The sequence below is a fragment of the Streptomyces sp. NPDC006739 genome, assembly GCF_042869815.1.
GTDB lineage: Bacteria > Actinomycetota > Actinomycetes > Streptomycetales > Streptomycetaceae > Streptomyces.
Genome location: NZ_JBIAGM010000032.1, coordinates 21,670 through 42,798, shown reverse-complemented (window position 1 = coordinate 42,798; position 21,129 = coordinate 21,670). Strand labels below are relative to the sequence as shown.

Sequence of the window (21,129 nt, the reverse complement as noted above, 5' to 3'; positions counted from 1 at the left end):
CAGAGAGGGTAAGGAACATGAAGCACACCGCCGCCCGCACCCGCCGTGCTGTGCTCCAGGCGACCACGCACCCGCACACCGGCCCGCACACCACATCGCTCGGACCGGGAGGTGGCGGCCGGGGAGCGCGCACCTGGGCACGCGCCAACGGCGCAGTCATTAGGCTCACAGCCCGCGTGCAGGCAGGCCTCAAGGAGGCTGCCCGCCGGCCGGACCGGGGTGACATCTCCACCACGACCGTCATCATCTGGGTGGCCGCCGTCACCGGCGCCGTCCTGATCGCGGGCACCATCGCCATCGTGATCGCCAAGTACAACAGCAAGCTCAGCGGCCTGTGATGAAGCCTCCCAAGCGGCTGACGGCCTGGTGGCAGGGACGGAGGTGGCGTGACGACCGCGGGGACACCAGCATCCAGATGGCGATCGTCTTTCCGTTCGTGCTGCTCGCCACGGTCGCCGTCATCCAGGCCTCCATGTGGTGCTACGCCCGGCAGATCGCGCTGACCGCTGCCCGCGAAGGCGCCACCGCGGCCCGCGCCTACCAGTCGAGTCCGGCCGACGGCGCCGCCCAAGCACGAAGCGTGCTGGGCCGCACCGCCGGTGACAGCCTGCGCGGCTACAGCGTCACGGCCGGCAGCGACGGACAGCGCGTGCGGGTCCAGGTATCCGGCACGGCCTTGTCCATGATCCCTGGCGTGCCGGGCCTGCACGTCACGCAGTCGGCATCCGGCCCCGTAGAGCGCTTCACCGCCCCGGGGGAGTGAATCAGGTGCGATCCATGGCCCAGCGGGCTCGCAGGCTATGCAGCGATGAGGGAAGCGCCGCGATCGAGGCGGCGATCGTCCTCCCCGCCTTGATCATGTTCATCTGTCTGGCCATCGCGGGCGGCCGGATCGTCACCTCCGGCGCGAAAATCGACGCCGCGGCCGAGGACGCGGCACGCGAGGCGTCCATCCACCGCACCGCAGCCTCCGCGCAGAGCGCCGCGCAGCAGGCTGCTGCCGAGTCCCTCAACGACCAGGGCATCACGTGCGCGTCGACCAGCGTCAGCATCAACACCGGTGGTCTCAGTGTGCCGGTGGGGCAGGTCGGCACGGTCACCGTGACCGTGACCTGCACCGTCACATTGTCCGATCTCCTGCTTCCGGGTGTACCAGGAGCCAAGACGCTCACGTCAACGGCGACCTCAGTAGTCGACCAGTTCCGGCAACGGGGGGATTGATGATCTTCCGGCAGAACTATGTGCGCCGGGAGCGGCTGGACGATGCCGGCGGCGTCACGGTGTTCGTCGCCGTGTGCGTCATCGCGCTGATCGGCATCATCGGCCTCGCCGTCGACGGGGGCAGCAAGATGCGCGCCACCGAACGCGCGGACTACATCGCCGGCGAAGCCGCGCGGGCAGGCGGTCAGGCCATCGATCCCGCCGACGCGATCACCGGGAGGGCGATCATCGCGGATCCGCAGGCCGCGTCCGCCGCAGCCCAGGCCTACCTGCGCTCCGCCGGTGCCACCGGCACGGTCACCGTGTCCGGCGACGGCAAGACGCTCACCGTCACGGTCACCGGCACCTACGACACCACCTTCTTGTCGGTGATGGGGATCGGCTCTCTGCCGGTGACCGGCCACGGCAAGGCCATCCTCCTGCACGGCGTCACGGCTCCCGAAGGAAACTGATGCGCACCACCACCCGCTCCCCCGCCGCAACAGCGGGCCGCACCCTCGCCCAGGTCTTCAAAGCCATGACGAGCCTGCTCGTCCTAGCCGCCGCGGTCGCCGGGCTGCCGCTGCTGCTGGCATGGGCCACCCCCGTCATCTGGGCTGCCACCCACGACGACGCCCTGCACCTGCTGGACCGCCAGGACACCGGCAGCGTGTTCCTGCTGCTGCTGGTCACGGTGGGCTGGATCGGATGGGCGCAGTTCAGCTTCTGCGCCGTACGCGAACTCCTCGCACAGCTGCGGGGCCGGACCTGGCACGCCCCGCGGGGGATGGGCGCCACGCAGCGCGCCGCGGCCCTGCTGATCGGCAGCATCCTCGTGCTCCTGCCCACGAGCTCCGCACTGGCCTCCGACGCCCAGGCCGCCCCGGCCACCACAGCGGGACGTGTGCCGGGTCAGGCGGTCCAGGCTCCGCAGGCCGCCCAACCCGACCAGGCCTCACCCACATCCTCCGCAAGCACACCGGCATCCCGCACCACCTACACGGTGCGCGAGACACGGCCCGCGCAGAGCCTGTGGGGCATCGCCGAACGAGAGTTGGGTGACGGGGAGCGGTGGCGGGAGATCGCCGCCCTGAACGAGGGACGGACCATGGCCGACGGCACCGTCTTCCACGCGAACAGCTTCCTGCAACCCGGCTGGCAGCTCCACATGCCCGACCCGTCAACCCGAGTGGACGACCTCCGCACGCAGTTGGGTGAGGCCGCACCGGCAGCCGACGCGGCGAGCGGGCACCTCGTCACAGTCCACCCGGGCGACTACCTGTCGAAAATCGCAGAGAAAGAACTCGGCGACGGCGACGAATGGCCGCAACTTTTCAACGCCAGCCGGGACAAGCCACAACCGCACGGCCTGCCCCAGATCACCGACCCGAACGTCATCTACACAGGCCAGCAAATCACCGTGCCCAGCGCCCCGCCCGACCAGCCCACCCAGAACCGGGACCGGGACCAGGACCGGGATGAGGACCAGGACCGGGACCGGGGTGACAAGGCCGGCAACCAAGAGACCACTCCCCCGGCCAGCCAAAACACGCACGGTGAGCAGAAGCCGGGCGCCGGCACGGGTAACGACCAGACGCCCGCACCGCGCCAGACCACCACACCCGCACCAAAGCCATCGGCCCCCAGCACACCGGCCAGCCGCCCCGCCGAACAGCCCGGACAGCCAGGGCAGCCAGGGCAGCCAGGGCAGCCAGGGCAGGATCAGGCATCGACGTCGGCACCGGCCTCCGCGACCCCGGAGCCCAGCGTCAGCACGTCGACCTCTGCCGCCTCCCCGCCGGCATCAGCTGAAACATCCGGCCACACTGCCGGCTCCTCCCCCGCCGCGACCGCGTCCCAGACACCGGCGACGGCTCCGGCGAGCAGCCCGCTGAACCTGCGCACCGTTCTCGGTGCCGGCGCACTGCTGGCGTCCGCCATCACCGGTGCTCTCGCCCTGCGCCGCACCCTGCAGCGCCGCCGCCGCAGACCCGGCGAGAAAATCGCCATCGCATCACAGACGTCCACGGCCGAGGCCCAGCTGGCAGCGGCCGCCGAGCCGGGCGGCGCCGCCCACCTGGACGCGGCCCTGCGGACACTGGCCCACCAGGCCGCCCAAGAAGAGGACCCGGCCCTGCCGCCGCTGCGAGCTGCCCGGATCGGCACCCGCGCGCTGGAGGTGCTGCCCGAGGATCTCGCCCAGGACCCCGCGGCGCCCTTCGCCCGCGGGCAGGGCGGATGGTGGGCCCTGCCCGCCGACGCCGTCCTCCTGGACGAACAGGACGCCCGCGAGGTGTCGGCACCGTATCCGGGGCTGGTCACGATCGGCAGCACCGAGACGGGCGACCTCCTGCTACTCAACCTCACCCAACTGCCCGCACTGCTCCTGGACGGCAACCCCCTCCACATCACCGAGGTATGCACCTCCCTCACGCTGGAACTCGCCATGAGCCCGTGGGCAAACGACGTCGAGATCGTCACCGTCGGGTTCGGCGAAGACCTGCCGCAGCTGCTGCCCACCGCACGGATCGCCCACATGCGCCAGGCCACGCACGCGCTGCGTGATCTGAGCGAACGCCTGCTGGAAGCACACCAGATGCCGGAAATCCAGCATCAGCCCTACCTGCTGCTGTGTGCGTCGTCCCTCGACGAGGACACCGCCTGGCAGGCCGCCGACCTGATCTCCCGCGCCGGCACGGTCCCCGTCACCCTGATCGCCCCCGCCAGTACCGCGGCCACGCACTTCCCCGAAGCCGAAATCCTCAACGCCTCCCGCAGCGACCCGCAAAACCTCCACCACGCCGGCATGAACGTCACGGTGCAGCGCCTGGAACACGCCGCCTACCAGCAGATCACCACCGCTTTGAAGGTAGCGGGGCAGCCAGCCCATCCAGCCGAGGCGCCCTGGCACAACGTCCTGGAGGAGCCAGACCACATGCCCCAGCCCGAGCAGACCGCTCCCAAGAAGCCCCGCCCGTCCGCGGCCACCGCTGCGCCGGCGGCTCCTACGGATGCGGGCAGCGATGTGTTCCCGGCCCTGCTGGCCGCCAGCACCGACCCGTCCGGACTCCGACTCCTCTCCCCCACTGCGTCGTCGACCCAGCTCGACGACGAAACCGGACCGGGTGCCGAAGCGGCAGTGTCTTTGGCCCCGGCGGCCCCGGCCGCTGCGGAGTCCACCGATGCGGCAAAAGCTGGAGAGGCTGACGGCCTGGGGGTCGCCCTCGAGGAGCCTGCGGTGCCGGAGGGGGAAGAGTGCGAGGCACAGGACCTGCACGCCCCGGAGATCCGGGTGCTGGGCCCGGTCGAAGTGACCGGCGTGGACAGCACCGGTCACGGCCCCAGAATGGCGCAGCTGGCCGCCTTGTTGTACTTCCGGCCCGGCCGGAGCGCGGACATGCTGTGCACCGACATGGACCCCGTCAGCCCCTGGTCCACCAGCACCCTCAACGCCCGCCTGCAAGGACTACGCCGCTCCCTGGGCAACAATCCAGCAGGCAACCCCTACGTCCCACGCCGCAAAACCGGCGAAGACCCCTACCGGCTCGCGCCCAGCATCCGCTGCGACTGGACCCGCTTCCTCCAACTCACCGAACACGCCCTGCCACTGGGCCCCTCCGGCCTCACCGACCTGGAGAAAGCACTGACTCTGGTGCGCGGCCGGCCCTTCGGCGGCCGGCCACTGCCCTGGGCCGAACCCCACGCCCAGGAAATGACCACACGCATCATCGACGTCGCCCACACCGTAGCCACCTACCGCACCCCCACAGGCCCCCACCACAACCTCACCACCGCCCGCCAAGCCATCACCACCGGCCTCGACGCCGACCCCACGGCAGAGCTCCTCTATCGCGACTGGCTCAGAATCGAACACACGGCCGGAAACCGGCAAGGCCTCCACACAGCCATCACCCGCATCCAACACGTCAACCAGACACTCGACTGCTCCCTCGAAACAGAGACCGAAAACCTCATCAACGAACTCCTGGACGGCTCGGGCGCAGCGGTGCGCAAGGCCTTGTAGACGCGGGTGCGCAAGGGCCGCGCGTGCGCGCTACTGGTTGGGGCAACGTTTCAGGCCGCGTAGGCGAGCCGTTCGCTCAGGACCGCCTCGTCGGACGCAGGCGGCCGGATGCGCCACTGCCCCACTGTTTCCCGTACGCGGCTACGCAACCGCGTCCGAGTGCTGAGCCAGGCCGTCGTCCAAGGCGGCCACTTCCCGGTCAGGGCGAAGGCCGGCTTGTCACTGCGAGCGCGTACGGCTCGCCTCATGAACCCCGGGGAGCAGGTGCACCAGTCAGGGGCGGCGCGACACTGCGGCAGCCGCCACCGCGACGGCACCGGATCGGGGAAACGATCCCCCCGGGAGCGTCGGCTGGTCCACCACGCGGGCTTTGCCGCGCCGATAGTGTGGCCGTATGTCCCGCAAGCGCCGCCCCGCACGCCCTCAGCCCGCCCCCGTCCAGCGGACCGACGCCCAACAGGGCGAAGAACTGGAAGCCCTGGCCCGCAAGTACCCCCAGGACCAGGAAGAGCTCCTCACCGAGGCCGCGGAGTTCTACAGCCGCGCAGGCCAGCACGAGAAGGCGCTCGCGCTCTACCAGCAGGTCCTGGACGGCGGCGCCTGCGAAGACCCCCACCTCGTCCAGGCATTCCGCGTCAACTGCCTGTGGGATGCCGGACGCAGGGACGAGGCCCGTGAAGCGGCCACGGACCTGCGCCGCCGGCACCCCGCCGATACCGGCCCCTGGAACATCGTCGCGGAGATGTTCGAGGCCGCCGACGAACTCCACGACGCCGCGGACTGGTTCACCGCGGCAGTGACCCGCCTCCTCGGCCCCACCACTCCCCTCACCGTAGACGCCGTTGGCGAGGCGGCGGACGCCACCGGCATCGAGATGCTCGTCATCGGCCGCCACCGGGTACGGCGTCGCCTCGGCCAGCCGCACGACGACCTCGACCAACTCGCCCACGCCCTTTACGACGACCGCCCGGCCCGGCTCCGCGCCACCAGCACCCTGGATGACCTTCACAACCCCGAGCTACGGGCCACTGCGGACAGTGACCCCCAGGCCCTGGTCGCCTCGATCGAGAAACTCTCCCAGGAAGTCGAAGCCCGCCGGGCCGCCCTGTCCCGGCCCCGCATGACCTGCGCACTCTTCTGGAACCTGGACGAATTTACCCAACTGCTTGGCACCTGGCCCGAACTGGCCGACCACTACGGCACGGAGCATCACGAACACGTCCGCCACATCGAGCAGATGCTGCAACGCCTCTCCAGCGAAGGCGAAGTACACCTCGGCATCGCCCACGCCACCCTCACCGGCTTCGAGTCCTTCACCCGCCAGGAGAACCTGCCTGTGCAGGACGGGGACACTAGGGCGCACTACGCCGCCGATCTCGCAGCCCGAGGACAGGCCACCTCGTGGCCTCCACCCCGCAACGCCCCCTGCTGGTGCGGCTCCACACGCAAGTACAAGAAATGCTGCGGCAACCCCGCCCTCACCTGACCACGATCCATCCGGGGTCTCTCACCAGACTCGCGTCAGAGCCTGAGAATTCCCGTGTACGGCCCAGTCGATTCACCAATGCAGTCACACTCAGTAGCCTCGATGCTGGCTTCTGTATCTCGCGCATGAAGGGGTTGTGATCGTGGCACGTACCTGGCTGTCCATCCGGGTGGAGTTGGTCTCCGGGCACGGCGCAGACCTGTGGCCCCGCCCCGGCCGCGTCTTCGCCGCCGCACGCTCACACTCCTTCACCCAGCTCGCCACCGCCATCGATCTCGCCTTCGCCCGCTGGGACCTGGCCCACCTGCACCTGTTCACACTGTCCGACGGCACCCGGGTCAGCCCCCTGGAGTGGTGGGACGGCGAGGCCCCGGACGGCACCGTGGACGGCCATGCCACCAAACTGAGCAGACTGCAGGGCGGCGAGCAGTTCGCCTACGTCTTCGACCTGGGCGACAACTGGGCCCACCTGTGCACCGTCGCGGACAAACGCATCGACCCCCTCGACGAACTCGGCGACGCCCCCGACCGTCCGGTTCCCTACTGGGGCTGGGGCACCCTCCCCGACCAATACGCCCGCCGCTGGGACGGAGACGACGGGGAATCGCCACTGCCCAAGCGGCCGGCCCGCGGCCTCAGCGACCTGCCCCCGATCCTGCCGTGGTGGGGCGAACACCACCGCAGATGACCTCACGCGGCGTACCCGCCGTGGCCGCCTACGAGGACCCGAAGCGGCCACGGCGGGAAGCTCAAAGGGCAGCGAGCGGCGAAATCCAACGGCCGCTGACGCAAGGCCGTGTAGCCGCGGGTGCGCACAGCCGCTCGGTACACCGCCACCCGCTGGCACAAGGTCCCAGGCGCGCACGCGAAGCAGTTCACCTGGAGCCGCCTCGTTGCACGCGGGCGGCCATGTGCGCCACACACCCCCCGGTTCCCGTACGGTTCACGCCACCGCAGCACGGACTGAGCCAGGTCGTGGTCCAGACCGACGCCTCCCCCGTCCTGAGCACGTCCGGTGGCGATGACCGGCCCCTGGACGAAGTACAGAGCGATGCCCCGCCGGCTTCTTACTGCTGCGGCCGCGTGAGGTGGCGGGTCAGTGCCTGCCAGCGCCGTTCGAAGTCGGCGGCCTGCTCAGCAATGTAGTCGGCGGTGAGGGGCCGGTTGTGCTGCGCGGTGATCCCCTGGACTGCGCACTCCTGCGCAATGACATCGGGCGACGGGGCTTCGTTGCGCACCCGCTGCTGCGCCCACACGGTGTAGACACGGAACGGCAGGAGGTAGCGGCGCAGGGTGGACGGGCTCACCGGCTTTCCGCCGCGGCCGGTCATGCCCTTCTTGCCGGCAAGGTGGGCGGACAGCTGCTCGGCCTTGGCCTCCTCCCCGTGCTGGCTCTGGTATTCGGTCCAAGCGAGGTAGTAGCGGTCGACGGTAGTGAGGACGGCCGGCTCCCCCGCCGGCTCGTCCTCGACCGGCGGCTCGTCGATGGAAGCGCTCACCCTGGCACTGCGCGCCTCCCTGGCCGGGAGCGCGCCCGCCCCCTCCGATGCCTCCTCAGACTCCTCCTCGTCCGGGAGGGGCTCGCCGACGGGCGCCTGCGCGGCGGCCTCGCCACGTTCCCCGTCGACGGGCGCCTGGGACTCATCGAACTCGCGCTCGCGGAAAACGGAGACGAAGTACTCCACGTCCGCACCCGTGAGGGGCCGGCCGTCGCCGCCAGTGATCTGATCCCGCTCGTACACGTACGCGGCGAGAGCGGCCGCATCGGGGTAGGTCCCCTGCTCCCGCGCGTAGGTGAGCCAGGCGCTGTAGAAGTAGTCACCCCATCCGTCGCCGGCGTCGTCCGGGTCCTGAGGCTCGCTCCTGTCCTCAGCTGCGGGCATATAGCGCAGCTTGAGAAGCTGCAGCACGGGTTCGAGCTGCGCATCGGACAGTGGCCCGCCGGCCGCGGTGGCGATGCCGTACTGGTCTTGCAGCCACAGCGCGAACTGGGCGCTCGTGGGCTCGAACCCGAAAGCGGCCACCCAGTCCTGGTAGGCGCGGGCGAGGTGTGGGTCGGTGTCCGCGTCCGCGTCCGCGTCCGCGTTCGCCAGATCATGCGACGGCTCCGGCAACGCTGCGGTGCGCGGCTGCTCCACCGGCCCTGGCTGCGCGCCGCGCACCGCCGCCAGTTCCTCCTCATGGCTGACGGCGGCCTCGAGATCGGGGCTCTGCCGCTGGACCGGGACCGGGGCCCGCTCGACGGTGAACTGGATCGGAAGCTCGTCAATGCCCGCAGCCGCCAGGCCGGCCGGAGCCGTCTCGGCCAAGGGGACTCCGTAACGAGCGAGGCGGAGCGGCATCAGCGCCTCCACCGGCGCCCTGCGCCGCCATGCGCGGCCGAAGCGGGAGTGCAGGCTGGCCTGGTAGACGAGGCGTTCCTGCTCGAGCCTGATGACCTGCTCGTAGGAGCGCAGCTCCCACAGCTTCATACGCCGCCACAGGAGGAACGTGGGGATGGGCGAGAGAAGCCAGCGGGTCAGACGCACACCCTCCATATGCCTGTCGGCCGTGATGTCGGCGATCCGGCCGATCGCGTGCCGAGCCGCCTCGACCGCGACCACGAACAGCACCGGGATCACCGCGTGCATCCCCACACCCAGCGGATCCGGCCACGCCGCCGCTCCATTGAACGCGATCGTCGCCACCGTCAACAGCCACGCCGTCTGCCGCAACAACGGAAAGGGGATCCGGATCCACGTCAGCAAAAGATCCAAGGCCAGCAGGACGCAGATACCGGCATCAATACCGACCGGAAAAACGTAGGCGAAGGTCCCAAAACCTTTCCTGACGGCCAGGGCACGAACCGCCGCATACGAGCCAGCGAAACCGATACCCGCGATGATCATCGCACCCGAGACCACCACACCGATCAGGACCCGATGCACCCGGGTCAACTGGATTGCCGCACCCTTCCCCACAGCCACGCCCCACTCCCCCATCCCCGCCTCACAACCCGCCCCACACACTGCCACAACGAGGAGCATGTCGTGACGCCTCGCGGATCACTTCTTGTGCAACGCCAGCGAAAAGCGGCCACATTTCCCTGAACGCCAAACCGTTCCGCCTTGCAGAGGGCACCGTCCGGGCTGATGCCCTGGCGGGAGGCAGAGGCAGGAATCACGCGCTCCCTGGCTCCCGTACGTCAGGCGGCCAGACACCCGTGGCTGCGGTGCAGGAAGATGCTCGGTGGCGGTTCAGCACCCCTTGATCAAATCATTTGAATGTGCCCGAAGTCTTTGGAGTCTGCGCGCATTTACACAGCAGAAGGTGAAGCCCCCGCATGCGAGACTCGAACAAATATCCAGCGCGGCGCTGGCCCCTGTACTGCGCGATGGACGTCACTTGTCCTATTACGCCGGGGAGTGCCTAGAAAGACGATGGCGGCTCCCCCCACGGTGCCTGAGGGGAGCCATCATAGTGAGTGGTGGACTAGGCATGCACGTCGGGCTCGCCTGCAATGACACTGGTGATGAAGGCGGTCCATGACACCTTCGAGAAGACCAGACCAGGACCTTCCTTGTCTTTCGAGTCACGAACGCCGACCTCGCGCTTGAGATCAGCAGACTCGAGACAGTTGCCTTCCGAGCCGCTGCTGTAGGACGACTTGAACCAGGCGCTCTCGGGAGCCAGATCGGTGGCTTTCTTACAGGTAGTGGTCACGATGTCAACTCTCGTTCCAGGTCACGTTGGACTTGATCAATGAAACGCGGCGTCTCGTGAGGTGCGAGCGCCGCAGCCCGCAGTGCTTCGAACCTGCGGGAGTATTTGCCGACATCGGGCTTCTTATCGGTGATGCTGGCCTGACCGCCCGGCTGGTCGGCCTGAACGATCTTGCCCAGCGGCTCACCCATGTCCAGGAGTGCGAAGTTTTGGCTCGCTCGGTAGCCGGTCGACGCCGCTGGCAGTATCTGCACCGTGACATGGTCGTGGGAGGCGAGGCGCTTGATTTCCTCGTATTGCTCAGCCATCACCTCGCGGCTGCCGATCGTGCTGCGGATGGCATCCTCGCCCATGATGACCCACAAATCGCGGGGATCTGACCCAGTGATCAGGGCTTTTCGCTCCATACGCAAGGCGACGTTGTTGTCGATGAACTCGGTAGTGGTCTCATCAACCGCCTTGGCAGACAGAAGCAGTGCGCGGGCGTAGTTTTCAGTCTGGAGGAGGCCGAAGACCAACGACGGCTGCCAGGCCGCGATGGAGAGCGCGTCGGTCTCCATACCCACGTACTCGCGCATGCCCTTCGGAAGGTGTGCCGAGTACGGTACCCACCATCCTTCTTGCAGCGACTCCCGGTGAATGACCAAGAGGCTGTCGACAACCTCGGGGTCCTCTACACGGTAGTAGTCAAGGAGATTCTTCAGGTCGGTCGGATTTGGCAGACTGGTCCTGCCTCTCTCGACGCGCCACAGCTTCTCCGCAGAGAACCCGAGTGCTGAGGCGACGTCCTCCCGCCGTGCTCCGAGGTCTTCGCGCATCCTCGTGAGCACCTTACCGAGGTGCACGCGCCGGCTGGTTGGTCCCTTCGGTGCGGCCACTGGCCTTCCCTCCTGTCCGTGCCGAGGCACGCGCCGATCGAGTCGGGTGCAACCGTCCCAGAGTCCGGTGTGAACTTCCCGAAGTCCGGTCCGATCCTCCCCAAGTTCCCCTTGACCATGCTCGGGTTGAGAGTGTGCCACCCCAAGTCCACCTTGCACAGCCAAGAGCTCAGTCGATCGCATATGCCATTCATCGTGAAAATTGCACGCGTCATTGCATCTCAACCCTGCCATGCAACACAGTGGTTGGGCTACTACAGGACGTGACTGCGCCGTGGCTCTGCCCTTGGCACGGCTGTGCCTGTGCCCAAGTCCCCATCGCTACTCCGGAGGTCTGGCATGACGTCGACTGCGGTGCATACGCGGATCAGCGCCAGCCCCCGCGCACTGCGCGCCGGCCACGAGGTGTCCATCGCGCGTGACCCTGCCTCCAGGCCCGGCCGGCTCACCGAGGCAGACGCGGCCTGGCCCGCCCGGTGCCGCCGCATCGTCCGAGCCGCGCTGAACCACTGGGGCCAGCCCGACCTCACTGAGACTGCCGAACTGCTCACTACAGAACTGGTCACCAACGCCTTTTGTCACGGCACTGGTCCGGACGTCGGATTCCGCCTCTACCTCCGCCACGACCGGCTGGTGATCGAGGCCCGTGACGGCTCTGCGGCCCGGCCCGAACTCCGCTGCCCCGCCCCCGACGACGAGAACGGCCGCGGCCTGTTCCTCATCGACGCCATGGCCGATGCCTGGGGCGTCAGTCCCGACGGCACAACGACCTGGTGCTCCCTCATCCTGCGAAAAGGAAACGACGCCCCCATGCGACCCGCCGCTTTAACCGCCCCGGTCTTACGTGAACTGCCCCTGGCCCTCCCGGCCGACACCAGTGCCGTGAACGTCGCTCGCATCAAGGGCCGGACGCTGCTCACCATGCTGAACTGGCCCGGGAGCGTACACGCCGCCATCGACGTCCTGCACTGCCTCGTCGACAACGCCGTGCACCACGGCCTCACCCCCGGCAAGCAGGGACAGGCGCTTTCAGTCCTGTTCCGCGTCACCCAGGCCCACGAACTCCTCATCGACGTCAGCGACCCCAACCCGTCGTTCCCCCACTTCGACAGCGCGGTCAACGGGGAGCTGGGGCGCGGACTGTGGGATGCCAGCAGGACCGGCGCGCACCTCACCTGGTTCATCAGCCCGGACTTCGACGGCAAGACCGTCCGCGCCACCCTGCACCCGGGCCGGGTCGAACTGTGACCACCCCGGCCGCGGCCATGATGAGTCACCTGGTCGTATCCGCTGGCCCCGCGCATGAGCCGGCCGCCGACATGTCAGACCTCGCCGAGGTGGTCCGCACGCTCCTGAACGTCGAAGCGCGCCGCGATACCCGCGTACGCCTGGGGCGCAACCTGTTCGACGTCGTCATCACCTCATCCGGGCTGCAGGCTCGCGCCGCCATCGCGATCATGGACGGCGTCCAAGGCGGCTGCGGACCCGTCATCGAGGACCCCGGGGCCGGATGGCTCTACTGGCTCGTGCCGCCCGGCTCCTCCAGCCGATGGGAGCCCCACAGCCACGGCGTATGCATCGGCGCCCCCCACACGATCACCCTGCCGTCCCTCAACCGCACCACACCCCCAGGCCCCTACTGGCTACGGCCCTCCGCAAGCGACCGGCTCGTCCCGACCGGCCCCCTGCGACAAGCCCTCGCCCAACTACGGCCAGAGCCCACACCCCACACCGCACTCGCCGCGCAGCTCGCAGCCACCACCCCTGAAGACGCCGCCCGCACCGGCCTGCGCGGCCTCAGTAACCCGATCTCCAGTGCCAGATGAAAGGGGACGCAATGCCAGAAGAGCAACGCGACTGGTTCCAGGACCCTCCGCCACGCCGAGTGGGCGTTCTCGCCCTCCTCACCCGTGGCACGACTGTTCTGCTGATCCGGCGAACGTACGGGACACCCGTATACGAATGGGGCTTGCCCGGAGGCTCAGCCGCCGCCAACGAACTGCCCCGACGAGCCCTCAGCCGCCTCCTCGCCGAGAAGCTCGCGCTGCGCGTCACCCCGGGGCCCCTGACCGCCGTCGACCACACGCCCGAATGGGCCGGCCACCACCATGAAGGAACCACCTTCATCTACAGCGCCCCCACAACCGACGACACCGAACCCATCGTCGACCAGGCGAGCGGCTACGCCGAAGCCGTCTGGACCGAACACGCCGACATCCCCCACTGGGCAATCGACCACGAACTCCACCGCATCCAGCAGTGCCTGCATGCAGCCCGCACCGGCCGAGTCGAAGAACTCCTCCTCGGCATTCCCCAGCACACCGGCTGCACCACCAGCGGAACGGGCTGACCGAGCACCGTCCCCGCGCTCCCCGACGTGAACTCTTCGAGCTGATGGTGAACCACCAGTGCCTCACCAAGACGCCGTGATCATCTGCCCGGTTCCGTCCAGCCCGTGCGACCAGCAAAGTGAGAGAAAAGAGCCGTTCCGTGCGCCCCCAGACTGAATCGCGTGTGATCCCGTTCATCACCCAGAGGGAAGGAGAGGACGCCGCGCCGGACAACCTCGTCATCGTCCGGCACTCGTCCGGCCCCAGGCTCTACTACGCGGATGAGGACGCGAGCGGCAGGGACCGGCCGCTGCGAGGCGTCCTGTGGGCGCGGTGCGGCTTCAACCCAGTGGACCAACACGAGATGCCCACGGGCGCTCCGCAATGGAAGCTCATGCACCCCTACCGGCAGATGCTGACGATGCGGGTAATGCGCTGCCAGGTCTGTACGCACCCGGCGCGCACCCGGCTGGGTTTCATCTTCCTCGCCGGTCCCAAAGATCACGACCCCGGACAGACCGCGATCCACACGAACCAGCCTCCCGTGTGCCCGAGGCACGCCCGCGCCTCCGCCGCGCTGTGCCCTCACCTCGAGAAGAATCCGCTGGTGTTCCTCGCCAAGAGTGCCCCGCTGTTCGGGGTCACCGGAACCCTCTACGGCCTCAACGCCGACGGCGAGGTGCACGTCGTTGCGCAGCCGGACCATCCACTGCCCTTCGGGCACCCGAACCTGCCCACACTGCTCGGCTCCCAACTGGTCCGACGGCTGAACTCCTACAGGGTCGTCGGTCTCAACGAGCTGACACAGGAACTGACGACACTCGCCCCGTAAACCCCTGCCCCGTGGCCCGAACTGATCTATCCACGCCACCAGGCAGGCTCCACACTCCGCCCGCACCTGGCCTAGGCAGCCAGCACGAGCGGAACACCGCGCTGGGGCCATAGGCCATGCCCGCCAAAGTGCTCCACCGCCGCCTCCACACCATCCGAACTCACTCCGAAGGGGCCCGCTCAGTGGATGCCGTTCTCCCGGAATTCGTCGGCCAGCTCTTGGAGCAGGGCCGCAATCCCATCCATATCCCTGATATCACCGTGCCGGCCGCCACGGGTTGGCTCTCTGCTCTCGCGTCTCGCATCCTGCCGCTTCTTGACACCGGCAGTACCCGCTCGGAGGGCTCATTTCGAGCGCACGGCTACGCGTACGTCCCGCTCCAGACTCCGGACGCCTTCACGGTCTACCTGCGAGTGTCGGACACACGCGCCATGACGCCCTGGCGCGTGCACTCACCCGCAGCGGTCCTCACCATGGCCGGCGCCACCATGCTGGAGATGTACCGCGACCCGGACGACGCGCAGGAAGGCCGGCCGCAGTACGTGCGCCCGTTCGTCGCTGGGGAGTTCTTCACTGTGCACCCCGGCACCCTGTGCGCGACCCGGGGGACGGCGGCCACCGTGCAGGTACTGGCCACCACCGAGCCGGTGACCGACCGCGAAAGGCCCCTGTCCGGCGCGGCGTACGCCTCCATCGCCCGGCGAGCCCGCCGGCACCTTGAGCAGGCCTCTCAGACCCCGGCAGGTGGTCTGTGATAACCGCGTCAACCTCGTGGCTGGATACCGTGCCGCCCTTAAACATGGGCGGTCTGCGTAAGTTCCAGCGGATCAGCCGCAACGTGCTCGACCGGCTCGCCGATGACCGAGAGCTGCTCACCCAGCTCGTCAACGACATCCTGCACGACCCGGACCGCCTGGCGGCCAGCCGCGTCACCTTGCTGCTCAACCGGCTCTCGCTGTACCAGGCACCGGACCGTGGGTTCGAGATCCGGCTGAACATGAACCCACGGCCGGACAACCAGCTTGTGCCGCACGACCATTGCTATGCCTTCGCCACGCGGATCCTCACCGGCGGCTATGTGCACGTTGTACGGCGCCGCACCAACGGCTGGGAAGGACCGTTCACCGGCGCGGACCTGGAACCGGCCGTCGTGAGCGTCGAGCGGCCCGGCAGTGCCTACACGCTCGGCGAGTCGCTGGTGCACCAGGCGGTGATGGAGCCACACACGGTCACGTTGTTCGTACGCGGGCCGCGCCGCAAGCAGCTGTCCCACGCGGCCCAGGAGCTGATGCCGGCGCGGGACAGCTGGCCGGCGGCCGCCATCCCTGGGGACGCGCCGCAGGAGTCCCGGTCGTGCACGCTCGCCGAATACCAGAGCATGCGCACGTACCTGATCGAACACGATCTCATCGGCTGACGCCTCAAATCCGTGGCCGCGGCGCGTCCTAGGCCCATGACGCGAGAGGCTACGGCGTGCACTACCAGCACACCGAGGAGCAACCGATGAGCACAGTTGTGACCACCGATCATCCCGCCTGGCAGACGTACGCCGACGGCAGCCGCGCACGCGCCGTCCGCACCGCCACCGGCATCTGGACCGTGATCCACGATGGGGACGGCCTGCACATGGCGTGCGTGGACGGCACCGAGGACGACAAGCCCCAGTTCGTCGCCACTGACCCCACGCACCTCCCGGCCGCCGCCCCGGCCGCTCTACGCGAAGGCCTCGCCGGACTCGGCGTCACCCAGCGCCTGGCGAACCCCTGGCTGTGGGACGCGATCACCACGGCGATCCTGCGGCAGGTCGTACGCGCCGACCAGGCCCGCAAGGTCTACCGCACCTGGTGCAGCACCTACGGCACCACCGTGGAAGGCCCGCACGGAGCGCTCGCGGTGGCGCCCGCGCCGGCCGCGGTCCTCGCCCTGGCCGACGAGCAGTTCGCTGCCGTCGGAGCAAAGTTCCACCGCACCGCACTGACGGCCGCCGCAACACACTACGAGCAGCACCACAGCCCGTGGCAGCACATGGAGGCCGGCGCCTTGGCCGCAGCCCTCACCCGTATCCCGCGCATCGGCCCGTGGACCGCTGCCGCAGCCGCCGCGGACTACACCGGCGACTTCCACGTCTACCCGCACGACGACCTGGCTGTCCGCACCTGGGCCGCCAAGATCGCTCCCACCTACGCCTGGCCCGGCAAGAAGGACAAGGCGTTCGGCCCGCTGTGGACCGGCTGGGCCGGAAACGACCGCACCGCTCTGCACACCCTCACCCTCGCGACCCTCACCTGGGGGGCGCACACCCGATGACATGGAGGACCCATGGAGCAGTTACCGCTGATCGCGGGCGCCGACGGCCGTCGCCCACTGGACGCCCTGTTCATCAACGCGCCGCTGCGTGACTACACTTTGCGGCCCCGGACCAACGACTACACGCTCCCCGTGCTCGGCATGGCGTACATCGCCACCTACGCCCAAAAGCACGGCCACAACGTCGGCGTACTGGACGCCGAGGCGCACGGGCTGGGTATCGAGGCGACCGCACGGATCGTCAACAAGGCCGCGCCCCGCTGGGCCGCCCTGAACCTCCTCGCCCCCACATACGAGATGTCCGCGCAGATCGCCGACCTGCTCGATCCGGACATCGCCCTCATGGCTGGCGGCCACCACGCCAAGGCCATGCCCCACCGGGTCCTCGACGACCCCCGCATGCGCCACCTGCGCGCCCTCGTCCTCGGTGAGGGAGAACTCCGCGTCACCGCCCTCCTGGACGACGAACAGAGCAGGCGCACCCTGCCGGGCGTCCTGTGGCGCGACCACCTGCTCGGCACCCGGGCCTCGGGCATCGCCGACCCCAAGACCAGTGCGGCACTGCTGGGCCCCGACATCGACAGCCTGCCGTACGTCAACCGCGCGTTCCTCCCCCAGGATCCCTACCAGTCGACATGGACGGCAACCGACCGCCGCCTGGCAGGCGAACGGCCCTGGCTCGCCGGAATCAGTCCCCAAGGACACTGGGAAGCCAACATCGTCGGGAGCCGCGGCTGCCCCTACAACTGCACCTTCTGCGGTGCCGCCGTCTCCGCCAACCCTGACGTCGCCATTCGCGTGCGCTCCCCCGAAAACATCATCGGAGAACTCGACCAACTGCACGACACGTACGGCGTGAGCGCCTTCCGGTTCGTAGACGACCTCTTCCTAGGCGTGGGCCGGGTCATCGATGAGCAAATGGACGCCTTCACCCGCCACAGGATCGGTGACCGGTACGTATGGGACGCCACCGGCCGGATCAACGTCCTGGACCGGCTCACCGACGCCGACCTGGACCGTCTCGTCACCAACGGCCTGCGCGAAGTCGCCCTCGGCATCGAATCCGGCAGCGACCGCATCCTGGCCGCGATGGACAAACGGATCGACGCCGAGATGACCGAGCGCGTCGCCCGCCGCCTGGTCGCCCACGGCATCGGCGTCAAGGGCTACTTCATCCTCGGCTTCCCCGGCGAGACCCAAACCGACCTGGACGCCACCGTTGGGCACATCCGCAACCTGTGGGCCATCTCCGACCAGCACCCCGGCGACGTCCGTGCCAGCGTCTTCGAGTTCCGTCCCTACCCGGGCACACCCGTGTGGAAGACCCTCACCGAACAGGCCGGCTACACCCCGGACGACCTCCTCGCCTACGGCGACGTCGACCTCACCCAGGACGGCGCCGACGAGTCCATGCGCCAGCGCGACGAGTTCAACTTCTCCGTCGGCATCCAGTTCGGCGACGTGCCCCTGCACGAAGTCCGCTCCACCCTCGCGATGCTCACCCGCGAACAGCACGAACGAAACCAGGCCGGCCTGGGAGAAACGGCATGAGCAGGGGCCGTAGAGGCTTCTTCGTCTCGATCGACGGACCCAGCGGCGTAGGCAAGTCCACCACCATCCGGGAACTGCAACGCCGGCTCTCCGCGCAGAACATCCCTGCCCAGTGGACCGCCGAACCGCCCCGCGAGGACTTCCTCGGAGACTTCACCCGCACCCACGGCAGCCAGCTTCACGGCCTGGCCCTGGCCTGCCTCGTCGCAGCCGCCCGATACCGGCACATCGAGACCACCATCGACCCCGCACTCAACAGGGGCAAGCTGCTGATATCCGACCGGTACGTGGCCTCAACGCTCGTCCTCCAACGCCTCGACGAAGTCCCGGTGGACTTCCTCCTGCTGCTCAACGACTACGCGCCGCGGCCCGACCTGGCGGTCATCCTCACCGCCTCCCCCGGCACGATCACCAACCGCATCGCCAAAGCCGGCGCCACCCACCGCTTCCGGGCAGACCCGACAGCTCCGTCCCGGGAAGTCGAGCTGTACCAGGAAGCCGCGAACATCCTCGAAGACCTTGGGACGAAAGTCCTCATGATCGACAGCACCGAGATACCCCCATCGGAGGTCGCGCGCCGAATCGCCGACGCGCTCCCCACCATGCCACTACCGTCAGAGGCTTCACCGACCACCCCGACCCCACAGGAACCATGAGCGGACAGACGGCACAGCCCATCATCGACACCCACGTCCTTCTCCGCGACGGAGACAAGATCCTCCTCTCACAGAGAGGCGGCCCCTACGGCCACGGCCGATGGCACCTGCCGTCCGGCAAACTCGACCAAGGCGAAACCCTCACCGCCGGGGCAGCCCGCGAACTGTTCGAGGAAACCGACGTCAAAGTCGACCCGGACCACCTGGAACTGCGACACGTCGTACACCACCGACAGGAAGACGGCTCCGAACGCATCGGATTCTTCTTCACCGCCCACGAATGGGAAGGGACACCAGTCAACAAGGAACCCGAAAAATGCCTAGCACTCCAATGGTTCACCTACCATGATCTCCCCGACGACATCATCGAATACCCCCGCGCCGGCCTGTACGGCTGCCTCAACCCATCCAGCGCCCTGACCCTGCACGGCTGGACCTAGCCACCGCACAGTCCGATCCCCCACCCCCTGCAAGCACCGCTACCTCCGCGAGCGTCCGCTGGCCGGCCCCGATCGGAACGGCAACGTCAGACTCATCAACGCCTTCCGCGACTCAGGAGTTCTCTGGCTTCAGATCACGGGAGACGAACCGACCGTCGACCCCCAGTTCGAGCCGGCCTACAAGGTACGCCTACCGCCATGGGCTGATGCTGTCGTCGCCCCCAAAGCCTGGGCCCGGGCGGGCGATTCGTCTTCCGCGTCGGCGGCGGTTTCGCCAGCGTGCGGCACTCCGACGAACATTCCGTCCGCACGGGGCCGTCGCTGAACGCTCTCATCCGCCAGACCGTCGCCCGTCACTGCGGATACGCACCGCCGCCCACGGCGGCGGACGCGCCGCCGAAACCGCCGTTTAAAACGGTCACCGAGCAGCTGAGCAAGGCCGGACTGGACGTCGTCGACACCGAGGTCACCGCCCAGCACAGCACCAGAGCGGAGAAGAAGGCATGGCTGTCGATCCCCGTCTTCGCACGGCCCGACGGCGACTTCACCCACGCGCAGCGCATGCGGATCCTCGACGCCGCCTACGCCCTGACTACCCCAGACGCCCCGTCCGTGACGAGCTGGCTCGTCGTCGCCCCGCGGCCGGAGAGCACCGCATCACCCCGACCGCCCCCGCACCTGGAAGCAGGGAAAGCTTCTGCGATCACACCAGCGTCGGTGTACTGATCTCGTCCCCGAGCGGGCTCCTGGTGTTCGACCGAGTGATTGCCCCGGTCGGAGTCGCTCCGGTCGCCGCCCATGTCGACCAGTACGGCGGCCCGGAACAGGCCGCCTGTGATGATGTCCGCGAAGAGATGGGTGTCACCGTCACCCACTTTCGGCTGCTGCTGGATCAGTGGCGGCCCGCCCGCTGTTGCCACACGCCCGCCGATCCGGTCAGCCACCACTTGTGGATCTTCCAGGCAGAGGTCTCCGGATCACTGCGCCCCTCTCCCGGGGAAGCCCGCGATCCCCGGTGGGTCCACCCCGACCAGCTCCAGGAGCACGCGCTGCCGAGCGCCTCTTACGCCGACGGACACCCAAAAACGGGAGGAGTTCGAGCGAGAGCCCGACCTCGAGCCAGTGTGGTGCCGTTTCCTGCACGACCTCGGCCTGATCAAAGGTCTCTGACAGGAGCACCAGGGCGCGGATGCCGACTTCCAGGGGGCTGTTGAGAGGATTCACTGGGGCTCCTCTTTGCACCAGGTCAACCGGTCGTTGTTCGCCAGACGGTGACCCATGCCCTTCACCGGAACGCGGACCGGCGCCGGCAGCCGCGCATCTCTGATCAACACGCGCGCCTCGGGCGGCATCCCTGCTTGCCCCTTCTCATCGGTGGAGGCACTCGGACGCGTCTCCCCGTTACTGCCCTCCGCGCTGCGGACGATACGGGCCCGGCGTCGAGGCCGGGTATCGCCCGGGCCATCCTTCGCTTCGCCGAAGAGATCGTCACCGCGGTCCACGAAAACGTCGCGGACATCCCAGAGCAGCTGGCAGCCGCAGCCCTGGGCCATGCCGTCGATATGCACTCTTGACCTGCAGCGGCGCGCGCCGCCGACATGCAAGGTGCGCGGCCTATGCACGAGAGGGTCCGTTTCGATCGGACCACACGCCCCACGCGCCATCCGCTGGACCTGCACTCCCCGCCCCGGCCTTCGGAGAGTTCGCTCGCGGGGACGGGTGC

Annotated in this window: 23 protein-coding genes; 19 read left to right on the top strand and 4 right to left on the bottom strand. The window is 68.6% G+C overall.

Features of this window, described 5'->3' with window-relative positions:
• The first annotated feature begins 158 nt into the window (after window positions 1–158).
• The 7 genes from ACFYMM_RS38105 to ACFYMM_RS38075 all read left to right on the top strand — a co-directional run bounded on the left by ACFYMM_RS38105 (window position 159) and on the right by ACFYMM_RS38075 (window position 7,398).
• Window positions 159–338, top strand: a complete 180-nt coding sequence (locus ACFYMM_RS38105) for a hypothetical protein (protein WP_388395856.1) — start codon at window positions 159–161, stop codon at window positions 336–338.
• Window positions 338–763, top strand: coding sequence for a TadE/TadG family type IV pilus assembly protein (locus ACFYMM_RS38100; protein ID WP_388395756.1), 426 nt, complete (start codon window positions 338–340; stop codon window positions 761–763). The genes ACFYMM_RS38105 and ACFYMM_RS38100 overlap by 1 nt, the downstream gene beginning before the upstream one ends.
• Before the next feature lie 14 nt (window positions 764–777).
• Window positions 778–1,221, top strand: a complete 444-nt coding sequence (locus ACFYMM_RS38095) for a TadE family protein (RefSeq protein WP_388395753.1) — start codon at window positions 778–780, stop codon at window positions 1,219–1,221.
• Window positions 1,221–1,673: a TadE/TadG family type IV pilus assembly protein gene (locus ACFYMM_RS38090; RefSeq protein WP_388395749.1), complete on the top strand. Its 453-nt coding sequence runs from the start codon at window positions 1,221–1,223 to the stop codon at window positions 1,671–1,673. The genes ACFYMM_RS38095 and ACFYMM_RS38090 overlap by 1 nt, the downstream gene beginning before the upstream one ends.
• A complete protein-coding gene (locus ACFYMM_RS38085; protein WP_388395747.1) occupies window positions 1,673–5,224 on the top strand; it encodes a hypothetical protein in 3,552 nt (1,183 codons plus the stop codon). The genes ACFYMM_RS38090 and ACFYMM_RS38085 overlap by 1 nt, the downstream gene beginning before the upstream one ends.
• A gap of 394 nt (window positions 5,225–5,618) precedes the next feature.
• A complete protein-coding gene (locus ACFYMM_RS38080; protein WP_388395744.1) occupies window positions 5,619–6,710 on the top strand; it encodes an SEC-C metal-binding domain-containing protein in 1,092 nt (363 codons plus the stop codon).
• 142 nt (window positions 6,711–6,852) lie between these two features.
• On the top strand, window positions 6,853–7,398 hold the full coding sequence (locus ACFYMM_RS38075) for a hypothetical protein (RefSeq protein ID WP_388395741.1): 546 nt from the start codon (window positions 6,853–6,855) through the stop codon (window positions 7,396–7,398).
• Between the two features lie 379 nt (window positions 7,399–7,777).
• On the opposite strand, the gene ACFYMM_RS38070 is transcribed toward ACFYMM_RS38075, so the two are convergent.
• From ACFYMM_RS38070 to ACFYMM_RS38060, 3 genes are all read right to left on the bottom strand, one after another.
• Window positions 7,778–9,598 (bottom strand): DUF2637 domain-containing protein, encoded by a 1,821-nt coding sequence (locus ACFYMM_RS38070; protein WP_388395853.1) that lies wholly within the window; start codon window positions 9,596–9,598, stop codon window positions 7,778–7,780.
• Window positions 9,599–10,181: 583 nt separating this feature from the next.
• Window positions 10,182–10,412, bottom strand: coding sequence for a DUF397 domain-containing protein (locus ACFYMM_RS38065; protein ID WP_388395738.1), 231 nt, complete (start codon window positions 10,410–10,412; stop codon window positions 10,182–10,184).
• Window positions 10,409–11,242: a helix-turn-helix domain-containing protein gene (locus tag ACFYMM_RS38060; RefSeq protein WP_388395850.1), complete on the bottom strand. Its 834-nt coding sequence runs from the start codon at window positions 11,240–11,242 to the stop codon at window positions 10,409–10,411. The genes ACFYMM_RS38065 and ACFYMM_RS38060 overlap by 4 nt, the downstream gene beginning before the upstream one ends.
• 387 nt (window positions 11,243–11,629) lie before the next feature.
• Between ACFYMM_RS38060 and ACFYMM_RS38055 the strand changes: the two genes are divergently transcribed.
• From ACFYMM_RS38055 to ACFYMM_RS38000, 12 genes are all read left to right on the top strand, one after another.
• A complete protein-coding gene (locus tag ACFYMM_RS38055) occupies window positions 11,630–12,538 on the top strand; it encodes an ATP-binding protein (RefSeq protein WP_388395735.1) in 909 nt (302 codons plus the stop codon).
• A gap of 71 nt (window positions 12,539–12,609) precedes the next feature.
• Window positions 12,610–13,116, top strand: coding sequence for a hypothetical protein (locus tag ACFYMM_RS38050; RefSeq protein ID WP_388395732.1), 507 nt, complete (start codon window positions 12,610–12,612; stop codon window positions 13,114–13,116).
• Complete coding sequence (locus ACFYMM_RS38045; RefSeq protein ID WP_388395730.1) at window positions 13,113–13,640, top strand: NUDIX domain-containing protein; 528 nt, start codon at window positions 13,113–13,115, stop codon at window positions 13,638–13,640. The genes ACFYMM_RS38050 and ACFYMM_RS38045 overlap by 4 nt, the downstream gene beginning before the upstream one ends.
• 140 nt (window positions 13,641–13,780) lie before the next feature.
• Window positions 13,781–14,452: a hypothetical protein gene (locus ACFYMM_RS38040; RefSeq protein ID WP_388395728.1), complete on the top strand. Its 672-nt coding sequence runs from the start codon at window positions 13,781–13,783 to the stop codon at window positions 14,450–14,452.
• A gap of 431 nt (window positions 14,453–14,883) precedes the next feature.
• Entirely contained in the window at window positions 14,884–15,207 is a 324-nt protein-coding gene (locus tag ACFYMM_RS38035; protein ID WP_388395725.1) for a hypothetical protein, read from the top strand.
• Window positions 15,208–15,251: 44 nt separating this feature from the next.
• On the top strand, window positions 15,252–15,869 hold the full coding sequence (locus tag ACFYMM_RS38030) for a hypothetical protein (RefSeq protein WP_388395723.1): 618 nt from the start codon (window positions 15,252–15,254) through the stop codon (window positions 15,867–15,869).
• Window positions 15,870–15,955: 86 nt separating this feature from the next.
• Window positions 15,956–16,759: a hypothetical protein gene (locus ACFYMM_RS38025; protein ID WP_388395720.1), complete on the top strand. Its 804-nt coding sequence runs from the start codon at window positions 15,956–15,958 to the stop codon at window positions 16,757–16,759.
• A gap of 12 nt (window positions 16,760–16,771) precedes the next feature.
• A complete protein-coding gene (locus ACFYMM_RS38020) occupies window positions 16,772–18,310 on the top strand; it encodes a B12-binding domain-containing radical SAM protein (RefSeq protein ID WP_388395717.1) in 1,539 nt (512 codons plus the stop codon).
• Window positions 18,307–18,966 carry a dTMP kinase gene (locus ACFYMM_RS38015; protein WP_388395714.1) on the top strand — a complete coding sequence of 220 codons (660 nt, stop codon included), beginning with the start codon at window positions 18,307–18,309 and terminating at the stop codon, window positions 18,964–18,966. The genes ACFYMM_RS38020 and ACFYMM_RS38015 overlap by 4 nt, the downstream gene beginning before the upstream one ends.
• Window positions 18,963–19,406: an NUDIX domain-containing protein gene (locus tag ACFYMM_RS38010; protein WP_388395712.1), complete on the top strand. Its 444-nt coding sequence runs from the start codon at window positions 18,963–18,965 to the stop codon at window positions 19,404–19,406. The genes ACFYMM_RS38015 and ACFYMM_RS38010 overlap by 4 nt, the downstream gene beginning before the upstream one ends.
• Before the next feature lie 279 nt (window positions 19,407–19,685).
• A complete protein-coding gene (locus ACFYMM_RS38005) occupies window positions 19,686–20,132 on the top strand; it encodes a hypothetical protein (protein ID WP_388395709.1) in 447 nt (148 codons plus the stop codon).
• A gap of 23 nt (window positions 20,133–20,155) precedes the next feature.
• Entirely contained in the window at window positions 20,156–20,620 is a 465-nt protein-coding gene (locus tag ACFYMM_RS38000; protein ID WP_388395706.1) for an NUDIX domain-containing protein, read from the top strand.
• A gap of 6 nt (window positions 20,621–20,626) precedes the next feature.
• Here ACFYMM_RS38000 and ACFYMM_RS37995 read toward each other — a convergent pair whose 3' ends face one another.
• Entirely contained in the window at window positions 20,627–20,974 is a 348-nt protein-coding gene (locus tag ACFYMM_RS37995; protein ID WP_388395703.1) for a hypothetical protein, read from the bottom strand.
• Between the last annotated feature and the right edge of the window lie 155 nt (window positions 20,975–21,129).

Bases quoted from the DNA above. Each gene is read 5' to 3' on its own strand.
- ACFYMM_RS38100 (WP_388395756.1), top strand. From the start codon at position 338: ATGAAGCCTCCCAAGCGGCTGACGGCCTGGTGGCAGGGACGGAGGTGG.
- ACFYMM_RS38095 (WP_388395753.1), top strand. From the start codon at position 778: ATGGCCCAGCGGGCTCGCAGGCTATGCAGCGATGAGGGAAGCGCCGCG.
- ACFYMM_RS38090 (WP_388395749.1), top strand. From the start codon at position 1,221: ATGATCTTCCGGCAGAACTATGTGCGCCGGGAGCGGCTGGACGATGCC.
- ACFYMM_RS38085 (WP_388395747.1), top strand. From the start codon at position 1,673: ATGCGCACCACCACCCGCTCCCCCGCCGCAACAGCGGGCCGCACCCTC.
- ACFYMM_RS38080 (WP_388395744.1), top strand. From the start codon at position 5,619: ATGTCCCGCAAGCGCCGCCCCGCACGCCCTCAGCCCGCCCCCGTCCAG.
- ACFYMM_RS38070 (WP_388395853.1), bottom strand. From the start codon at position 9,598: ATGATCATCGCGGGTATCGGTTTCGCTGGCTCGTATGCGGCGGTTCGT.
- ACFYMM_RS38055 (WP_388395735.1), top strand. From the start codon at position 11,630: ATGACGTCGACTGCGGTGCATACGCGGATCAGCGCCAGCCCCCGCGCA.
- ACFYMM_RS38050 (WP_388395732.1), top strand. From the start codon at position 12,610: ATGTCAGACCTCGCCGAGGTGGTCCGCACGCTCCTGAACGTCGAAGCG.
- ACFYMM_RS38045 (WP_388395730.1), top strand. From the start codon at position 13,113: ATGAAAGGGGACGCAATGCCAGAAGAGCAACGCGACTGGTTCCAGGAC.
- ACFYMM_RS38035 (WP_388395725.1), top strand. From the start codon at position 14,884: ATGACGCCCTGGCGCGTGCACTCACCCGCAGCGGTCCTCACCATGGCC.
- ACFYMM_RS38030 (WP_388395723.1), top strand. From the start codon at position 15,252: ATGGGCGGTCTGCGTAAGTTCCAGCGGATCAGCCGCAACGTGCTCGAC.
- ACFYMM_RS38025 (WP_388395720.1), top strand. From the start codon at position 15,956: ATGAGCACAGTTGTGACCACCGATCATCCCGCCTGGCAGACGTACGCC.
- ACFYMM_RS38020 (WP_388395717.1), top strand. From the start codon at position 16,772: ATGGAGCAGTTACCGCTGATCGCGGGCGCCGACGGCCGTCGCCCACTG.
- ACFYMM_RS38015 (WP_388395714.1), top strand. From the start codon at position 18,307: ATGAGCAGGGGCCGTAGAGGCTTCTTCGTCTCGATCGACGGACCCAGC.
- ACFYMM_RS38010 (WP_388395712.1), top strand. From the start codon at position 18,963: ATGAGCGGACAGACGGCACAGCCCATCATCGACACCCACGTCCTTCTC.